The 17,176-nt window shown below is 45.9% G+C and carries 10 protein-coding genes; 1 reads left to right on the top strand and 9 read right to left on the bottom strand.

Translation table 11 applies throughout. The features are described 5' to 3' along the window. The first annotated feature begins 195 nt into the window (after window positions 1-195). Window positions 196-1,572, top strand: coding sequence for a PhoH family protein (locus tag NL645_RS19390; protein ID WP_006742346.1), 1,377 nt, complete (start codon window positions 196-198; stop codon window positions 1,570-1,572). Window positions 1,573-1,638: 66 nt separating this feature from the next. Here the strand turns inward: NL645_RS19390 and tldD are convergent, their stop codons facing one another. The 9 genes from tldD to NL645_RS19345 all read right to left on the bottom strand — a co-directional run bounded on the left by tldD (window position 1,639) and on the right by NL645_RS19345 (window position 17,174). Further along, window positions 1,639-3,084 (bottom strand): metalloprotease TldD, encoded by a 1,446-nt coding sequence (gene tldD / locus NL645_RS19385; protein ID WP_047009150.1) that lies wholly within the window; start codon window positions 3,082-3,084, stop codon window positions 1,639-1,641. An 11-nt stretch (window positions 3,085-3,095) separates the two neighbouring features. Beyond that, entirely contained in the window at window positions 3,096-3,917 is an 822-nt protein-coding gene (locus NL645_RS19380; protein ID WP_167426223.1) for a carbon-nitrogen hydrolase family protein, read from the bottom strand. Window positions 3,918-3,950: 33 nt separating this feature from the next. Further along, window positions 3,951-7,832 (bottom strand): YhdP family protein, encoded by a 3,882-nt coding sequence (locus NL645_RS19375; RefSeq protein ID WP_253652246.1) that lies wholly within the window; start codon window positions 7,830-7,832, stop codon window positions 3,951-3,953. Window positions 7,833-7,844: 12 nt separating this feature from the next. After that, the gene (gene rng / locus NL645_RS19370; protein ID WP_005381138.1) at window positions 7,845-9,314 is read right to left on the bottom strand and encodes a ribonuclease G; all 1,470 of its coding nucleotides are present in this window, start codon (window positions 9,312-9,314) and stop codon (window positions 7,845-7,847) included. A gap of 18 nt (window positions 9,315-9,332) precedes the next feature. Next, a complete protein-coding gene (locus tag NL645_RS19365; RefSeq protein WP_104970986.1) occupies window positions 9,333-9,902 on the bottom strand; it encodes a nucleoside triphosphate pyrophosphatase in 570 nt (189 codons plus the stop codon). A gap of 4 nt (window positions 9,903-9,906) precedes the next feature. Continuing rightward, a complete protein-coding gene (mreD, locus tag NL645_RS19360) occupies window positions 9,907-10,395 on the bottom strand; it encodes a rod shape-determining protein MreD (protein ID WP_012841380.1) in 489 nt (162 codons plus the stop codon). Then, window positions 10,385-11,284 carry a rod shape-determining protein MreC gene (mreC, locus tag NL645_RS19355; RefSeq protein WP_053809360.1) on the bottom strand — a complete coding sequence of 300 codons (900 nt, stop codon included), beginning with the start codon at window positions 11,282-11,284 and terminating at the stop codon, window positions 10,385-10,387. Before mreC ends, mreD begins: the two co-directional genes overlap by 11 nt. 150 nt (window positions 11,285-11,434) lie before the next feature. Next, entirely contained in the window at window positions 11,435-12,478 is a 1,044-nt protein-coding gene (locus NL645_RS19350; RefSeq protein ID WP_005381144.1) for a rod shape-determining protein, read from the bottom strand. A gap of 151 nt (window positions 12,479-12,629) precedes the next feature. Further along, a complete protein-coding gene (locus tag NL645_RS19345) occupies window positions 12,630-17,174 on the bottom strand; it encodes a DUF6701 domain-containing protein (RefSeq protein WP_253652245.1) in 4,545 nt (1,514 codons plus the stop codon). Window positions 17,175-17,176 lie beyond the last annotated feature (2 nt).

Genomic DNA, 17,176 nt, shown 5'->3' with positions numbered 1-17,176 from the left:
ATATGATTTAAGCGCGTTAGTACACGATTAGGATCAACACGGGTTTGCAGTAAGTTGTCTTGCTACTCGGTTGCACACTAACCGACATCAGCCCGACAACCTCTATTGCAAGCAATCAGAGTTAGGCCGCTTCACACCTATTTGAGAACGACCTAACCACTCGCATGCAGAGCCGTATTACGGCAAGGAGACGCTATGGGCGATACCGATCGGAAACTGTTTGTACTTGATACCAACATTCTTCTTCATGAACCCTTTGCCATCTTCTCTTTCCAAGAACACGATGTCGTTATCCCCATGACCGTGTTGGAAGAACTCGACCGAATCAAAGACAGCAAACGCGATGTCGCAAGAGACGCTCGCGTGGCTATTCGCGCTTTGGAAGATTTATTTAAAGAAGCAACGCCCGATGAAATTTCTGAAGGTATTCCTGTTTCTAAAGACAGCCCCGACCAAGGCACCATTTCCATTTTGGCGGATTTTGAACTGCAGGAAACCGTCAAAGCCTTCGCCGACAAAGCCGGTGACAACCGCATACTCAATGCGGTGCTTTATCTGCAAAACAAACGAGCACCACGTGAAGTGGTACTGATCACGAAAGACATTAACATGCGTCTGCGCGCCAAAGGCGCTGGCGTACGTTTTGTTGAAGACTACCGAACCGATCAACTGATTGACGACATTCAATACCTCACCAAAGGTTTTCAACTGCGTGAGGGGGACTTCTGGAGTGATATTGAGGAAGTAGAAAGTTATGCGCTGGGCGGAAAAACCTATCACAAGCTCAGTCGTGAACCTTTTGAACCAACCTTTATTAACCAATATGTGATTGATGAAGACAGCGACTTTGCTGGCCGCGTAGAAACCATCAATGAAGACAAATTAACGCTACTCGACCTGAGCCGCGAACGCATGATGCACCGTAAGGCTTGGGACATCACACCAAAAAATATCTACCAAGGAATGGCGTTGGATGCCTTACTTGACCCGGATATTGACCTGGTGATTTTAACCGGTGCCGCTGGTAGTGGTAAAACGCTATTAGCCATGGCAGCAGCACTGGAGCAAACGATTGAAAAAGGCATGTTCGATAAAATTATCGTGACGCGTAACACGCCAGACATCGGTGAATCCATCGGCTTCCTACCCGGCTCAGAAGAGGAGAAAATGATGCCGTGGTTAGCGGCGGTGACCGATACCTTGGAAGCGCTACATAAACACGATCACTGCACTGAAGGCTCATTGAAGTACATCTGCGATAAAGCCAATATTCAGTTTAAATCGATCAACTTTATGCGTGGCCGTTCGATTCAAAATGCGTTTGTGCTGCTTGATGAGTGTCAAAACCTCACCGCTTCACAAATCAAAACCATCATCACCCGCTGCGGCGAAGGAACCAAGATCGTCTGCTCCGGTAACTTGGCGCAGATTGACTCTCATTACCTCACCCCAGTGACATCAGGGTTGACGTACATGGTTGAGCGCTTCAAGAACTTTGAAGGCAGCGCAAATATTCACCTCAACGGCGTGGTTCGTAGCCGCTTGGCGGAATTTGCTGAAGAAAACCTGTAATTGACACCGACTCACAAAGCAAAAGAGCGCTCTAATGAGCGCTCTTTTTATAACGATTCGACTGAGTTACTCAGTGCCACCCACTGTCAGTGAGTCCAGCTTCAAGGTCGGCTGACCAACACCAACAGGTACACTTTGACCTGCTTTACCACATACGCCAACGCCCTTGTCGATACTTAAGTCGTTACCAACCATCGACACTTGTTGCATGGCTTCAATACCAGAGCCAATCAACGTCGCACCTTTAACAGGGCGCGTAATTTTGCCGTTTTCAATTAAGTACGCTTCCGATGCGGAGAACACAAACTTACCCGAAGTAATGTCCACCTGACCGCCACCAAAGTTTGGCGCATACAACCCTTTTTCTACCGTCGAGATGATTTCTTCTGGCGTATGCTCACCTGGAAGCATGTAGGTGTTGGTCATACGCGGCATCGGCAAATGTGCATACGACTCACGACGACCGTTACCTGTTGGGTTCACACCCATTAACCGCGCGTTTAGCTTGTCTTGCATGTAACCTTTCAGCACACCATTTTCGATAAGCGTGTTGTACTGGCCATTCACCCCTTCATCATCCACATTCAGTGAACCACGAAGGTCTTTTAATGTACCGTCATCAACAATGGTACACAGTGAAGACGTCACTTGTTGACCCATTTTGCCAGAGAAAACCGAAGATTCCTTACGGTTAAAGTCACCTTCTAAGCCATGACCTACCGCCTCATGTAGCAATACGCCTGGCCAACCTGAGCCCAATACCACTGGCATCATGCCTGCTGGCGCGGCTTCTGCTTCAAGGTTAACCAACGCCATGCGAATCGCTTCGTCTGCATAATGGAAAGCTTGTTTCACACCATTGCTTTCCGTTAAAAAGAAATCGTAACCAAAACGGCCACCGCCACCAGCGCTACCGCGTTCACGTCGTTCACCTTTTTGTGCAAGCACACTAATAGACAAACGCACCAAAGGACGAATATCGCCTGCATAAGTACCGTCTGTTGCCGCAACAAGCATCTGCTCATGCACACCGCTGATGCTGATCGAGACTTCTTTAATCAATGGTTCTTTAGTGCGGATGTAAGCATCTAGAGACTTAAGTAATTCTGTTTTTTGCTGCTTTTCCCATTCAGCTAGTGGATTCACAGCCGCGTAGTACGCTTGGTTCTCCGTACGTTTAAACGCATGAACTTTGCCATTTTGCCCTTGCTGAGCAATACCGCGCGCCGCCATTGCACTCTGCTTCAGGCCTTCAGGCTGGATTTGATCAGAGTAGGCAAAGCCTGTTTTTTCGCCAGTTACGGCGCGGACACCAACACCACAATCAATGTTAAAAGAGCCATCTTTGATGATGCTGTCTTCTAGAACCAGAGACTCATGCCAGCTGGACTGAAAGTAAATGTCCGCATAATCGATCTGGCGCGTCGCAATGCTGGCAAGCGTGTCAGCAATGTCTTGTTCTGTCAGACCATTTGGGGCAAGGAGTGCCTGTTCTATTTGGTTTGTGCTCATAGTTAGCTCTTTTATTTCCGTCTCAATTCATTTTGAAAGCGACTGTGTTGAGTCAGCGGCATATTCTGCCTTACTTGTTGGCTTTGTGACAAATCTATCTCTGTCACTAACAAGCCTACTTCATCCTGAAGCTGCTTATGGATACGTCCCCAAGGGTCAACGACCATCGAGTGTCCCCATGTTTTTCGTCCACATGGATGCGTTCCAGTTTGTCCGCTTGCCAAAATCCAACATTGTGTCTCAATCGCTCTAGCTCGCAATAATACTTCCCAGTGAGCTTGCCCCGTCACAGCGGTAAACGCAGCAGGCACCACAATGATATCCGCGCCTTCTTGGCGTAATACTTTATAAAGCTCAGGGAAACGAAGATCGTAACAGATGCTCAATCCAACGCTGCCGATATCGGTTTCCGCCACGACTATTTGATTACCCGCCATAAACGTGTCCGACTCACGATAACTACCATAACCATCGGCTACGTCGACATCAAACATATGCAGTTTGTCATAGTGAGCAATGCATTTACCGTGCGGCGGCAATACAAGCGTTGTGGTCGTGACACCTTTTGCGGTTTGAATGGGCATGCTTCCGGCAATCAGTGTTAACTGGTTCTTTCTTGCGATTTCAGAGAGCCGCTGTTGAATCACGCCACTCCCAAGTGGCTCTGCATGTTGATGGTACGCTTCGCGGTTGGCAAACAGCACCGTATTTTCAGGGGTAAGGACAAGCTTGGCACCTTGCTTACTCGCCAAAGCACACTGTTTTTCAATAAAGTCCAGATTCGCAGTGATATCAGGACCCGATGTCATTTGAATAATGCCAACACGTTCCATGTGTTTCCTCCCTATTCCATTTTAGTCGGTGAGTTATTTGGCCTGTTCACGCAGCTTTTCTGGCAGTTTGTATTCACCTTTACTTCGAGAAATTTCTTTTACCGTTGGTGAATCTAGTGGGCCTTTCACTTCATAATTGACTTGAGTGAAGACCTCAACCACCGGAGAAATCACTGTTGAGATGGCTAAAACATACAACGCGGTTTGTGGCGCTACTGCAAACGCGGTCAGCATTGGTAGGCCTGATGTGATGTCTGGGGTGAACTTCACTTCCGCATCGACCATTCTGCTGTTCATATTGGCGATGCCGCGGATCTGCATTTCCCCTGCTAACGCATCCATCACGATATCGTTGGTGATAAATACGCCATCTTGGATTTTGCCCGTGCCTGTGATCGAGTTAAACGCCATGCCTTTGTCGAATACGTCGGTAAAGTCGAGCTGCATCTTACGGATGATAGAATCCAAACTGAACAAGCCTAACAAGCGTGCGGCACCACTGACTTCACTGATCAAGCCTTTACCAAATTCCGTTGAGACATTCCCTTGCAAGGTTTGTGTCTTCATAGACCAAGGCGCGCCGTCCCATTCCATATTGGCATTGATCTCAAATGGTGCCTGCTGAATACCCGATGTGATACCAAAGCGCTCCATAAGGTCAGTGTTGTTATCACCTTTCATTTTCATGGTTAAGTTGGAATGGCTACTCTCTTTTGTCAGATCCCACCAACCGCTCATATCAATGCGGTTTTTGCCGCTGCTAAAGGTGATATTTTTCCACTCCAAACGGTTCTCGCGACGCTGCAAATCAACATTCACCTTCCCCACTTTGTAACCTTGCAACCAAAAATCATCAATGTTCAAAGTTAAGTTTGGCATCTCAGCGTGAAACTTGCGGTCAAAATTGGTAATCAAAGGCGCGTTTTGGTCTTCACTGGCAAAGAGCGAGCTGCGCTCTTTGGTCATCTCTTCAAACCCTGGAATATACAGGTGCAAGTGCTCCAAAGAGACCGATAAGTCATAAGGTTTCAGATAGTTAGCCTTACCTTTAACCTCTTGACTGTCCACATCGAGTTGCCAGCTCAAATTCTTTTTGCTTGCGGAGAAGTCCACATCATGAAACTCAATCCCACCAAGCTGCAAGTTTGGCGTTTCAACATCAATCCGTGTAGGCAATGGAATACTCGGCGTCTTCATGCTTGCCAGAACAGATGAGGATTGCTTACCTTCCGAGCCCTGAACCAGCTCTGCCCATTGGTCTAAATTAAGCTCACCGACACGCACTGATGCATCGTGTCCGACAATAGGGCTGATCCTGAAACCACCTTTGCCGACCATTAAATGAGTCGCCGTCAGAACAGGTACATCGCCAGTTATATCTATCTCGGTTTGATACTTAGCATTTGGTATCTGTAGTCTTGCTGAAATACTTTCTTGGTTGCCGGATGCCTGTAGTTTTGCTTGCCCGGACTCGCCAACTTGTTTCGCTAGCGGATAGGGATATTGACTCGCTAAACGATTTAGCTGCGCCAACACATCAAGTTGATAGGTGAAGCCTACATCATTAAGTTGTAAATCAATGTCCATTTGCCACGGCGCATGCCCAGAAACAAGCTTTAACCAACGCTCACCAACATAAGGTTTGAGAGGCTCAACGTCCCAATCTCCTAATGTGTTAATCGTCACATTGTAGCCCTGTTCCGCACTCTCACCACGAAAATCGAGGGAGATAGGCTGGGTAAGCAACTCTGCAGACAAACCCGATGTGGTGACCACATCATTATCGAAGTGGATACGCCCTGTGGCTTTCTCCAGTGTCATTGGCGGCGCTTCAATATCGACACGGTTTTCTGTTAAATCGGCATAACCCCAAGCACGGGACTCTTTTTCAAAATCAAACGGAATGTTGAGCTGGAACTCAGAGTAAACCGGACCACTCACTTGCAGCGCCGTCAACGCTGCCCCGACCGAATCCACCAATGGCGTCGCCATCATGTAGTCACGAACTTCATTGCCCGGCGCGCTCGCTTTGGCTTCAATCTCAATGTGTCCACCTTCCGCCAACTCAGGGATTCGCCCAGTAATACGCTTGGCATGAACACCATTTAGCGTGGCGGACTTTGAATCCAAATACATGGCATCATTTTCAAACAGCAAGTCCAGCTGCAGATCAGTGATGGTTGGCCACGCCGTATCAAAGCTAAATTTCGCGTCTTTTAAACCGACCCACGCCTGAAACATGCCATTATGATCTTTGTAAGGAAAATCCCCTAACTCGCCATACCACAGCAGCTTAGCCGTATTCACTTTACCGCCTTGAATCGCAGTCGATAGGTAATCCGTTAAGTCTTGTCCGAGTGCCAGCGTCGGCAGGTAACGCCATGTTTCACCTGCGTTATAGAGATCTGCTTCAGCATAAAACGATAAAAATGGGCTTTGTTCTTTTGGAAAATCAAGACGGAATGCTCCTAATACTTGAAGATCCGGTGTCGCTGCCGTCACTTTATCAGACCACAAGCGCCAGCCGCTCTTATCTTGTTGCCAGATAATATCGACTTCACCTTGTTTGATATTCAGCGGAGCTTGAAATACATCACCGTACGGAAATACATCATCAATGACGGTTACTTTCGCTTTTGCCTGATCTAAATCACCAGATATACTGCCCTGTACATGATGGAATCCTGGTAGCAGTTCCCATTGCGTCATCGCAAGTTCATCCAGTTCCGCGGAGTAGCGTAACGTGTCTAAACCACCGTTCATGGACAAGCGAACATCTTCAACTCGGCCTTTCGGTGCTAGTTTGTTAATAAGGTCACTGGTCGACTCTGACTCTGGAGCCAGCTTGATGAGCGGAATGAGTGCTTCAATGTCGAGTTGAGAAAGGTTGAGCGTCCAACCATTCGGTTGCCAATCAAACGCTGCGTCTAATTCCGGCCAAGGGGTGTTGTCGGTTCTGATACGAAGTGAGTGACCATTTACTTTCCAACCTTGTTTATCAGGTCGAAGGTTGAAAATACCTGACTCGATAAACAGCTCATGACGACCGTTTTCATTCCACACCAGCTCAGAAGGCAACAGTTCAACATACGCATCATTCGGTTGGCTGTGTTTCAACGTCAGCCAAGTGTTTAAGCTGACCTTACCCGACTCAGCACCCGACTCTTCTTGCATGTAAGTGGTTAACCAAGGCGTCACTGAGACATCTTGGGCACTTACGTAAAACTCACCAGACACATCACGCAGCGAACCATGGTCTTTAAAGTTAGCGCTCACTAACAATGAATTCAGACGAACATCGGCAATGTTCACGGTGCCTTCGGCTAAGTGGTGCTTGCCTTGGTTGCTCCAACGGAGCTGCTCGATATCCAAACGGCGAGTCTCACCAGATACCGATTTATACCAAATCCGTGAGTCGGTAATGGTGAAGTCTTCAAACTGACGTAAAAGAAGTGAGTCGAGTTGGTCGATGAGCTTCACTTCGCTCTTATCCGCACTCGACTCCTGCTCTTGACGACTAGAGGTCGGCAGAATGTCTACGGTGTGAATATCCAGAGCGAGGTTATGGATGGTGAGGTCAGCGACCACCGGTTTGAGTTGCAAAAGAGATTGAATGAGATCGAATTCAATTTGGATTTCTTCAACGGCAAAGCGTGCATCCTGAATATTCGGCAGATTCGCTTCTAAACCGAGTAGCGCGATCGAGGGGTGATTATTGCGCCACGTCCCTGCGACATTGGCGATAGAAAAGTCAAAACCTGTGTCCTGCTTGACCCAGGTTTTGATCTCATCTTGGAAGTGGTTAAGTTGTGGCAATGTGACGCGCAGTGTGGTTACTAATATGGCTAATAACACCAGTACAGTAACTAAACTCCACGCACAAAAACGCCCAAAACGGTTAACACCAGAATTCACAAATGTTCCAAATTACATCATTACGACGTCAAACTGTTCCTGAATGTACAGGGGCTCAGCCTGAACTCGCACTTGCTTGCCAATAAATACTTCGAGCTCAGCCAATGCATGAGACTCATCACCCAACAGCGCTTCAGCAACAAACGGCGATGCGTACACAACAAAATTATCGGCGTCGTAAGCACGGTTTACACGAGTAATCTCGCGTAATATCTCAAAGCACACGGTTTCAACCGTTTTCACGCTACCACGGCCCTCACAAGTAGGACAGCCAGAACACAAGATATGTTCAATACTTTCTCGTGTGCGCTTACGCGTCATCTCGACTAAGCCGAGCTGAGTAAAGCCGTTGATGTTGGTTTTTACTCGGTCTTTAGCCAGTGCGGTTTCCAATGAGGTAAGCACTCGCTGACGGTGCTCTTCGGATGCCATATCGATAAAGTCAATGATGATAATACCGCCGAGGTTACGTAAACGCAGCTGACGCGCAATAGCTTGCGTTGCCTCAATGTTGGTATTAAAGATGGTCTCTTCAAGATTACGACGACCAACAAATGCACCAGTGTTGATGTCGATAGTTGTCATGGCTTCAGTTTGATCGATGATCAAGTAGCCACCCGACTTTAGTTCAACCTTGCGCTCTAAAGAACGCTGAATTTCATTCTCGGTGTCGTACATGTCAAAGATTGGCTTGTCACCTTCGTAAAGCTCAAGCTTGTCTGTTAACTCAGGTACATACTCAGAAGTGAATTCTTTCAGGTTTTCATATTCGAGGCGGGAGTCGACCATGATTTTATCGAGCTCTGTGCCGACAAAATCACGCAGAATGCGCTGGGCCAAACCAAGCTCACCGTAAAGCGTTGAACGCGTTTTGTATTTTGAACGACGCTCCATGACTTTTAGCCACAAGCGCTTAAGAAATGCCGCATCTTGAGAAAGCTCTTTTTCATCTGCGCCTTCCGCGGCGGTACGAATGATAAAACCACCGTGCTCATCACAGTAATGATTCACCACTTTTTTCAGACGCTCGCGCTCTTTCTCACTCTCAATACGCTGCGAGACACCAACATGGCTGGCACCCGGCATAAAGACAAGATAACGTGAAGGTAAGGTGATATCCGTCGTTAAACGCGCGCCTTTCGTGCCGAGCGGATCTTTGACCACTTGTACAACTATATCTTGTCCCTGACGTACCAGCTCAGAAATATCACGGACTTGAAACTGCTGTTTTTCGTTCTCTGCCACACATTCGGTATGCGGGACAATATCTGACGCATGTAAAAACGCCGCTTTATCTAAACCGATATCGACGAAAGCCGCTTGCATACCTGGCAGTACTCGGCTGACTTTGCCTTTGTATATATTGCCCACAATGCCGCGACGCGATTCGCGCTCGATATGTATTTCTTGTAGTACTCCACCTTCAATCATGGCCACACGAGTTTCACTCGGGGTCACGTTAAGCAGCAATTCTGCACTCATGTGCACACCTCAAAACAATTATAAAAATTCTTGAATTAGCTGATCGGTTTCGAACAAAGGTAAGCCTACTACAGCGTGATAACTGCCTTCGATTCGGGTGACAAATCGCCCTCCGAGTCCCTGAATACCATAACTTCCAGCTTTATCGCATGGCTCTCCTGACTGCCAATATTGTTCGATTTCTTCGTGAGTCAGTTGTTTGAACCACACGTCAGTGGTGACGACCACTGAATGTTGTTGTTCCGATGATACGACGCTCACCGCAGTCATCACTTGATGACGACGACCGGATAAGTCAGTAAGCATACGCTTTGAATCTTCAAAACTTTTTGGTTTTTCTAGCACACGGTCATCGCATACTACGACCGTGTCAGAGCCCAATACAACGGAATCAGGCTTAGCTAATGCTAAGCCTGCCTGAGCTTTTTCCAAAGAAAGACGCAGCACGTAATCTCGTGCTTGCTCATGAGCCTGTTTGGCTTCCTCAATATCAGGCAATACGATCTCAAAGTCATAACCTAGTTGAGCAAGCAGCTCTTTTCTTCTCGGAGAACCCGAAGCGAGAACGAGAGATAAGCTTTTCTTCACCGCTTTACCTTACGTGCCATGCACGACGAACTCGTCGCATTAATAAAAACATCCATGGCCAAAGTATACAGTTTATTGCCGCCGTCCACAGAGATAATGGATTAAATACTACGTCCTGGTTCAAATATTCCCCACAGAATATCAAAACTTCCAATAGCGCAGTAAAAAAGGCAATTAAAATCGACTGTTGCCACAATGCCATGTTACGAATCAACAGGAAATTCAACGCCACCAGATAGATGACAATCGACATCATCATGCCGCGAATTCCAAGCGTTGAACCGATCAAGATATCCCATAATAAGCCCAGTACTAGCGCGGTTCCAACGTTCACTCGGTGCGGCAGTGCCAACACCCAATAACACGTTACAAGGAACAACCATGATGGACGTAAAACATCTAACACACCTGGCCACGGAATGGTTTGCAACACCAGCGCAACGAAGAAACTGACACCAATCACCATTCGGCTGCTCACTACATTATTGGCCATCAGTTACCTCTTGTTCTTCTTGCTCTAACCCTTCTTCCACATTGGATCGCAGCACTTTGTGTTGACGATCTTCATTCGGCCAAATCAGCAGTAGGTAACGTAAACGATCAAACTCTACAACTGGCTCAGCCTTGATTGCCGCAAATTCTTGGCGCGTATCGTGATCCACATTGGTAACCGTCGCGACTGGGTACCCTTCTGGGTAAATCCCACCTAGGCCGGATGTCACCAATAGATCGCCAACCTGAATATCAGTACTGGTTGGAATGTGCTCCAGTTGGATTTCATCCATTTCACCATTGCCCGACGCGATCACTCGAATATCGTTACGGATCACCTGGACAGGAATCGCATTTTTCGCATCCGTTAGCAACAGAACACGTGCGTTGTGCGCTGCGACAAACGTGACCTGACCAACAATGCCTTTTTCGTTGATCACTGGCTGTCCGACGTACACACCGTCTATTTGTCCTTTATCAATCACCACTTGATGACGATAAGGTGAAGTATCAACCGCCATCACTTCAGTTACGACTTTCTTTTCATCCCGGACAAATGAAGAGCCTAACAATTTGCGTAGACGTTGGTTTTCTTCTTTATACTGATCGAGCAAGATCAGCTCGCTTTTCAGGCGTAGCACTTCTCGCTTTAAGTTGCGATTGCCTTCAACTAATGCCTGACGAGTATTAAAACGTTCAAATACGCCATCGAACATGCTGCGAGGCAAATTGGCTGCGTATTGAATGGGCGCAACCATACTGTTCAATAAGTATCGGACGTTGGAAAACGTATCTAGACGACTATCAGCCAGCATTAAGCTCGCCGACACGATGACAGCAAAAAACAGACGTAATTGCAGAGACGGACCTCTGCCAAAAATCGGTTTCATCTTGTTTTTGACCTGATTGCTTCCATGATTATTGAGCCTTACTTGGCAACCTAAAAATACTTAAATAAATACTTTTAGGTATGGAGCATGTTTGAATTACAGAGAGAGCAGAAATGAAGGTGAAGCCCGACATGAGCTTCACCTAAACCTTTATTCTTCAGAGAACAGATCGCCACCGTGCATGTCGATCATTTCTAGTGCTTTACCGCCACCACGCGCAACACACGTTAGTGGATCTTCCGCGATAACCACAGGGATACCGGTTTCTTCCATTAATAGACGATCGAGATCTTTCAGTAGCGCGCCACCACCAGTCAGAACCATGCCGTTTTCAGAAATGTCTGAAGCAAGCTCTGGTGGACACTGCTCTAGTGCAACCATGACTGCCGAGACGATGCCAGATAGCGGCTCTTGAAGCGCTTCTAGGATCTCGTTTGAGTTCAAGCTAAAGCTGCGTGGCACACCCTCTGCAAGGTTACGACCGCGAACTTCAATCTCTTGAACTTCATCGCCAGGGTAAGCAGAGCCGATTTCGTGTTTGATCTTTTCAGCCGTTGCTTCACCAATTAAGCTGCCGTAGTTACGACGTACGTAGTTGATCACGGCTTCATCAAAGCGGTCACCACCGATACGTACAGATGATGAGTAAACCACACCGTTTAGAGAGATAACGGCAACTTCAGTTGTACCACCACCGATATCGACCACCATTGAACCTGTCGGCTCAGACACGCGCAGACCAGCACCAATTGCTGCTGCCATTGGCTCGTCGATTAGGTAAACTTCACGCGCACCAGCACCGAGGGCTGATTCACGAATTGCACGACGCTCAACTTGGGTAGAACCACAAGGAACACAAACAAGAACACGTGGGCTTGGCTTTAGGATGCTGTTATCGTGCACTTGCTTGATAAAGTGCTGAAGCATTTTTTCGGTTACATAGAAATCAGCAATTACGCCGTCTTTCATTGGGCGGATAGCGGAAATGTTGCCAGGTGTACGACCAAGCATCTGTTTTGCTGCGTGACCGACTGCAGCAACGCTTTTTGCAGAACCTACACGATCTTGACGAATAGCAACTACAGAAGGTTCATCAAGGACAATTCCTTGCCCTTTTACGTAAATTAGAGTGTTGGCTGTACCTAAATCGATAGATAGATCGTTAGAAAACATGCCACGAAGTTTCTTAAACATACTCTTCGCTCATCCTGCAAAAATATAGAAGACAAAAATTGCTCTAAATGTACCAATGCCTCGCTGTCACAGCAAGGTATTGGTACACAAACATGAGCAGAAAGCCTCAATTTCTTGCAGTTTCCTAACTTAAGGGCAAAAACCTAAGTTGTTACTGTCCGGTTAACCCAGGCTCACCACGGTAAATCACACGGTCATTACCACGGTGAATACCGAAGGTGACGACGGAAGATGGGTTTTCTTCGGAGCCATCATTGTCCCAGTCGTATTTGAGCCAAGGGAGGTTGTTACCACTAGGGTCGAGATTAAGCCAAACTTCAGCTTGTTGACGTCCACAGTCTGCGCGCTCTTGCTTAGCAATAAGTTCACGCATGGCACCATCGTTAACCGTCGTTCTGACGCCTTCAAGTAAAATGTCGCAGTCGGAGCCATCATCAGGCCAAACTGGCTCCTGGCTTTTTAGAGTTGGGGACACTGTTGTCCCGTTATCCTTACTGTTTAAAACGAATCGGTTATCTCTCCAATACTCCACTCTAAGGGGGATATTAACAGATTTCCCCTGATTCACTCCCACATCATCCAGAGCTATGCGACCAAACCTGACATCAGGTTGCGATAGTAGCTGTTGCGAAACCATTCTATCTTCAGTGCTATTTTGCCCTTCTTTTAAGAACATCGTAGGATCAACATAGCCAGATACTTTAGTTCCATTATTATTAAGTGAAAGCGAAATAGACGTTTCGATGGAACTATCCTTGTCTGCCGGTAGTTTTGAATTAAATGGACCATCGGGACTCGGCAAAGATAAATCTTTACGCCAATAAACTGAGTTATCCCAAGTTTTGCTCCACACAGCTCCCGACCAGTTATCACTCTCCAAATCGGAATCCAAAATGCTAAGTCTATCTGAGTAACCACCAGCCAAATACAAATCTGCTTTCAAAGAATTAGCAAAACCACCATAATTTTGAGTTGTGTAACCGTTAGCGTTATATGCTGTGACTTCAAACTTAACCGATTCAAAATTCTGTCCCATATATACAGATTGATTCTGATTATCAGGGTAGGTCCACTCTGTCCCGGTGACTTTAAAGTAATCTGGATAGAAACGACCGACCGTCAAATTGCCATCTTGGATTTTGAACGCGTTACTACCAAGATAGAGTGATTTATCCAATTCATCGCCATTTTCATCGGTTGCAATCGGTGCTTGTGCCTTAAGCTCAAAAGCCCCCACGTCAGACACAGATTGATCAAACGTCACACTGCCACGAGACCATTGACTTGATTCAGGTAGCTTCTCATTCAGAAGTTTGGCTGATGAGCCAGTTGACGGATACTTAACGCTGTTGCTGATTACAATAGTCTCTTCTTGGTAGTTTTTCGCTACAGAGTCATCATCCTGCAATGCCGAGATGGTTAACTCAAAAACTTCACCTGCAGCAACAAACCTACCAGAGCAGCCAACTTCACTGTTAGTGCACTCTCCACTTTTATTACCACTCTTTGCAGTCACTTTCAGTTTTGAAGGGAAACTAACAAAACTATCATCACCAACAGATCCAGCCACACTAGCTTTTAACGTCACTTGCCCAACTTCTTCGTATTTCAATTTAAAATACGCTTTACCTTCGTTGTCAAAAAACACACTTGGTAAATCTTGGTCAGTCGTAGTCACATCAATGGCAGAACTCCACTCTGGATCATTGTCTCCAACCTTTTTCTTGTAAGTGATCGAAACTGGTTGAGAGTTGTCTACAGGTGCGAAGTCGTAATAAATAGACATTTTGACATCGCGAGACTCACCTTGCTCTTCCGTACGAGTTGAACAAAATGATAGGTAATTATCAGCAGCAGTTTCTCGACTAGCCACAACATCAGCAACATTTACAGCAAGAACACTTTGAGCAAAGGTGACAATACAGTTATCAACTGATAATGGACCACCATTTTTACGGCAACGTGCTCCATCAAAACCAAACTGTGGCACAGAGCTTTGAGCCACACCTAAAGTCACTTCTCCTGCTCTTGAGCCCTGTAAACTAAGTTGTGTCTCATTTTTAAACTGAATGTTTGTACCACCGACCCAGTTGGCAACATTGTTCCCTGCAGATGGAAGTAGAGTAACGGATAGTGGCTTTAAAGAACCCTCATCATATGCATCACTAGGATACTGTTCAGAACAACTTTCATTCATACACGCCCTAAGCGTTACATCAGAAGCCTGACAAGTACTACCGGAACCAGAGTAATCAAACTCAAAGTGGTGAATACCATTAGTGATTTTCTGATATTTATCGGCACAAACTTGGAAGTTATCAATCGCATGCGTGTTCGTGTCATAACCCGTTGAAGCCGTTACCGATAAGCGGAAATTTTCTGGGATATAGTTAAACCCACCTTCCGTTAATAAATCAAACTCCTCAATAACAGGCTCCCCCCAGTCTTCACTATCACCCACCTTTCTCCACACAGATAGGGTAATAGAACCAGAATCTCGAGAGTTTAAAACCACTTTATAACGATGTCGTTGATCTCTTCGGTTATCCAAAAAGCCAGTGTACTTTTTCTCTTTAATAAACGGATAACCTTTTAGCCATTTACCTTGGCTGTCTTGAGCACCGGCACCACGCACCACTACGTTGTCTGCAACAGCATTTCGTGTGACTTGTTCACCGCCTTCTCGTCTGAAATTACCATACTCATCAATACCAATCCCCAGCCAGCCACCAGCGAAACCTTCCGTATCCTCAGTCACATCCGAATGTGGATAATCCTTAAGCTTCATACCGTAACCAAGCGGACCGCCAAACGCCCCCGTTTTAGGAGGAACACTCGCGTCAGAAATCACTAATGCAACCCCATCAGCACCATTACCGCCGTAGGCATAGTGATCAAAATCGACTTCTAAATAATTTTGATCTGACGGGAACACATAATTGTACGCGGAGGCTGTGGCCTGATATTGCTTATTTGAGTTTAAAATGAAACGTTGGTCAGACACGACAGGGGAATCACTAACATTACCCTCGCTGTCTTTAAAGCCCATAACCGACCAGTTTGACAGTGAGCCTGAATTGAAATTTTCTTCTGGCAATAGTGTACATTGCTGAGGCTGAGGCGGAAGCCAACATGATCCTGGATATTTAGGCTTTTCAATTTTTGTTGACTCACTCATATCCAGTCTAAGGCTCGTAACCGCACCATGGATATACTCACTGGTATCAAGCATGATGCTTTTAGCTAAAATAAAGCCTTTGAATACCTGTCCTGAATCCGTTTTAAAATGGAAGCTCGCTTCAGGACCATAAATAACAGGCAAAATAAGTTCGTCTTTAACAGTGCGATAATCAAAATGCGCGTCTTCTAATTTAAAATCTGCTGAGTTAACTGGGCCAACAGGCTGATTTGTGCCTACAACATTAAATTTCACATTACTGCCGAAAATAAGTTTCGGGTTTGAACCTTTATTTCTAAACGTTTTTACCGTTAGTTCGGCATTGTCACTGAAGTAAAGGGATAGATCATAGCCAGAGTCATAAACAAACTCTTCAATGGTTCGTTGTCCATCCAACTGCAGCTCTACCGTCTTATTTGTGTTATAGCCATTAATATCCAGGCTCTTCAGGTCACGTTTCAGGCGAATAACAACCTTGCCATTAGTCTCACTGAACGAACACGCATCAGAGCCTGACGAGCACACTTTTTCATAGAAGTTCGCATCAGTGTCTTGCATGCGAATCACTAGATCGCGACCGGAATTAAAAGACTCTGTTATAGGCGTAGGTTTGTTCGCTTTGCGTGTTTCAACAAGACCGTCACCACCTCCTGGCTCGGCATCGTCCGGTAAACATCCCATATTATCGTCACAAACCTTTGAATTTGAGTTCTGATAAAGTTGCCAAGCTTGCCCCCCAGAATCAAAACCTATTCTTAGTGTTTGCCAACTTTGGCCATTGGTTTCTTGAGTGTACCTATTTTGGCTATCCGCAAGGTACTCAGGGGACCAGCCTAACACTCTCACTGCCGAGTTAGTCACGATGAGTTCGCTCTCAGCCTGCTTCCACCCTTGAATTGGCTCAGGAAACGATTTACAAACATTGTCAGGTACTGAAAACTCTGGTTCTGGATTGGGCTCTGGTCTCGAAGAAGGTTGACAGTTTAAATCGAATAAGTCTTCATCTTGTTCGAAAAACACATCAGAGCTGTTCGACAGATCATCAAACTCAACTCTACTTTCGATTCCTGGTTTAAGAAGTGTTGTTCCATCATATAAAAAGTAAGACAAGTTTACGGTATAACTATTCCCGCTCTTTTCGATATCATTAAATTCAATACGAATGGTATAAACTGTATCCCCATCTAAATGGTCTTCGTCTTCATTAAAAATACCATCGACATCGTCATTGGCAGACCATAAACGGTATAAAACACTTTTACTATTGCCATTGCCATTGCCATTAACATTACCTTCTTTTTTTAGATAAATAACATCCTCTTTAAGTTCTATTGTGTTGTCTTTTTTCCCTCGAACATAAAATTTGATGTCATCAGTATCGCAGTCATCGCAATACTTAGCTTCAATAGCAAATGAATCTTTGAGTTTTACACGACAAGACTCAGTCTCATCCCAATCGTTAGCATGAGAAAAAAACGGCATAGTTATCAAAGCAAACATTAAGACTATCTTGTTCATTG

The sequence above is a fragment of the Vibrio sp. Y51_MX_L26 genome (assembly GCF_024181935.1).
Taxonomy (GTDB): domain Bacteria; phylum Pseudomonadota; class Gammaproteobacteria; order Enterobacterales; family Vibrionaceae; genus Vibrio; species Vibrio diabolicus.
The sequence above is the reverse complement of the archived record's forward strand: the minus strand, read 5'-3'. Positions and strand labels throughout refer to the sequence as shown.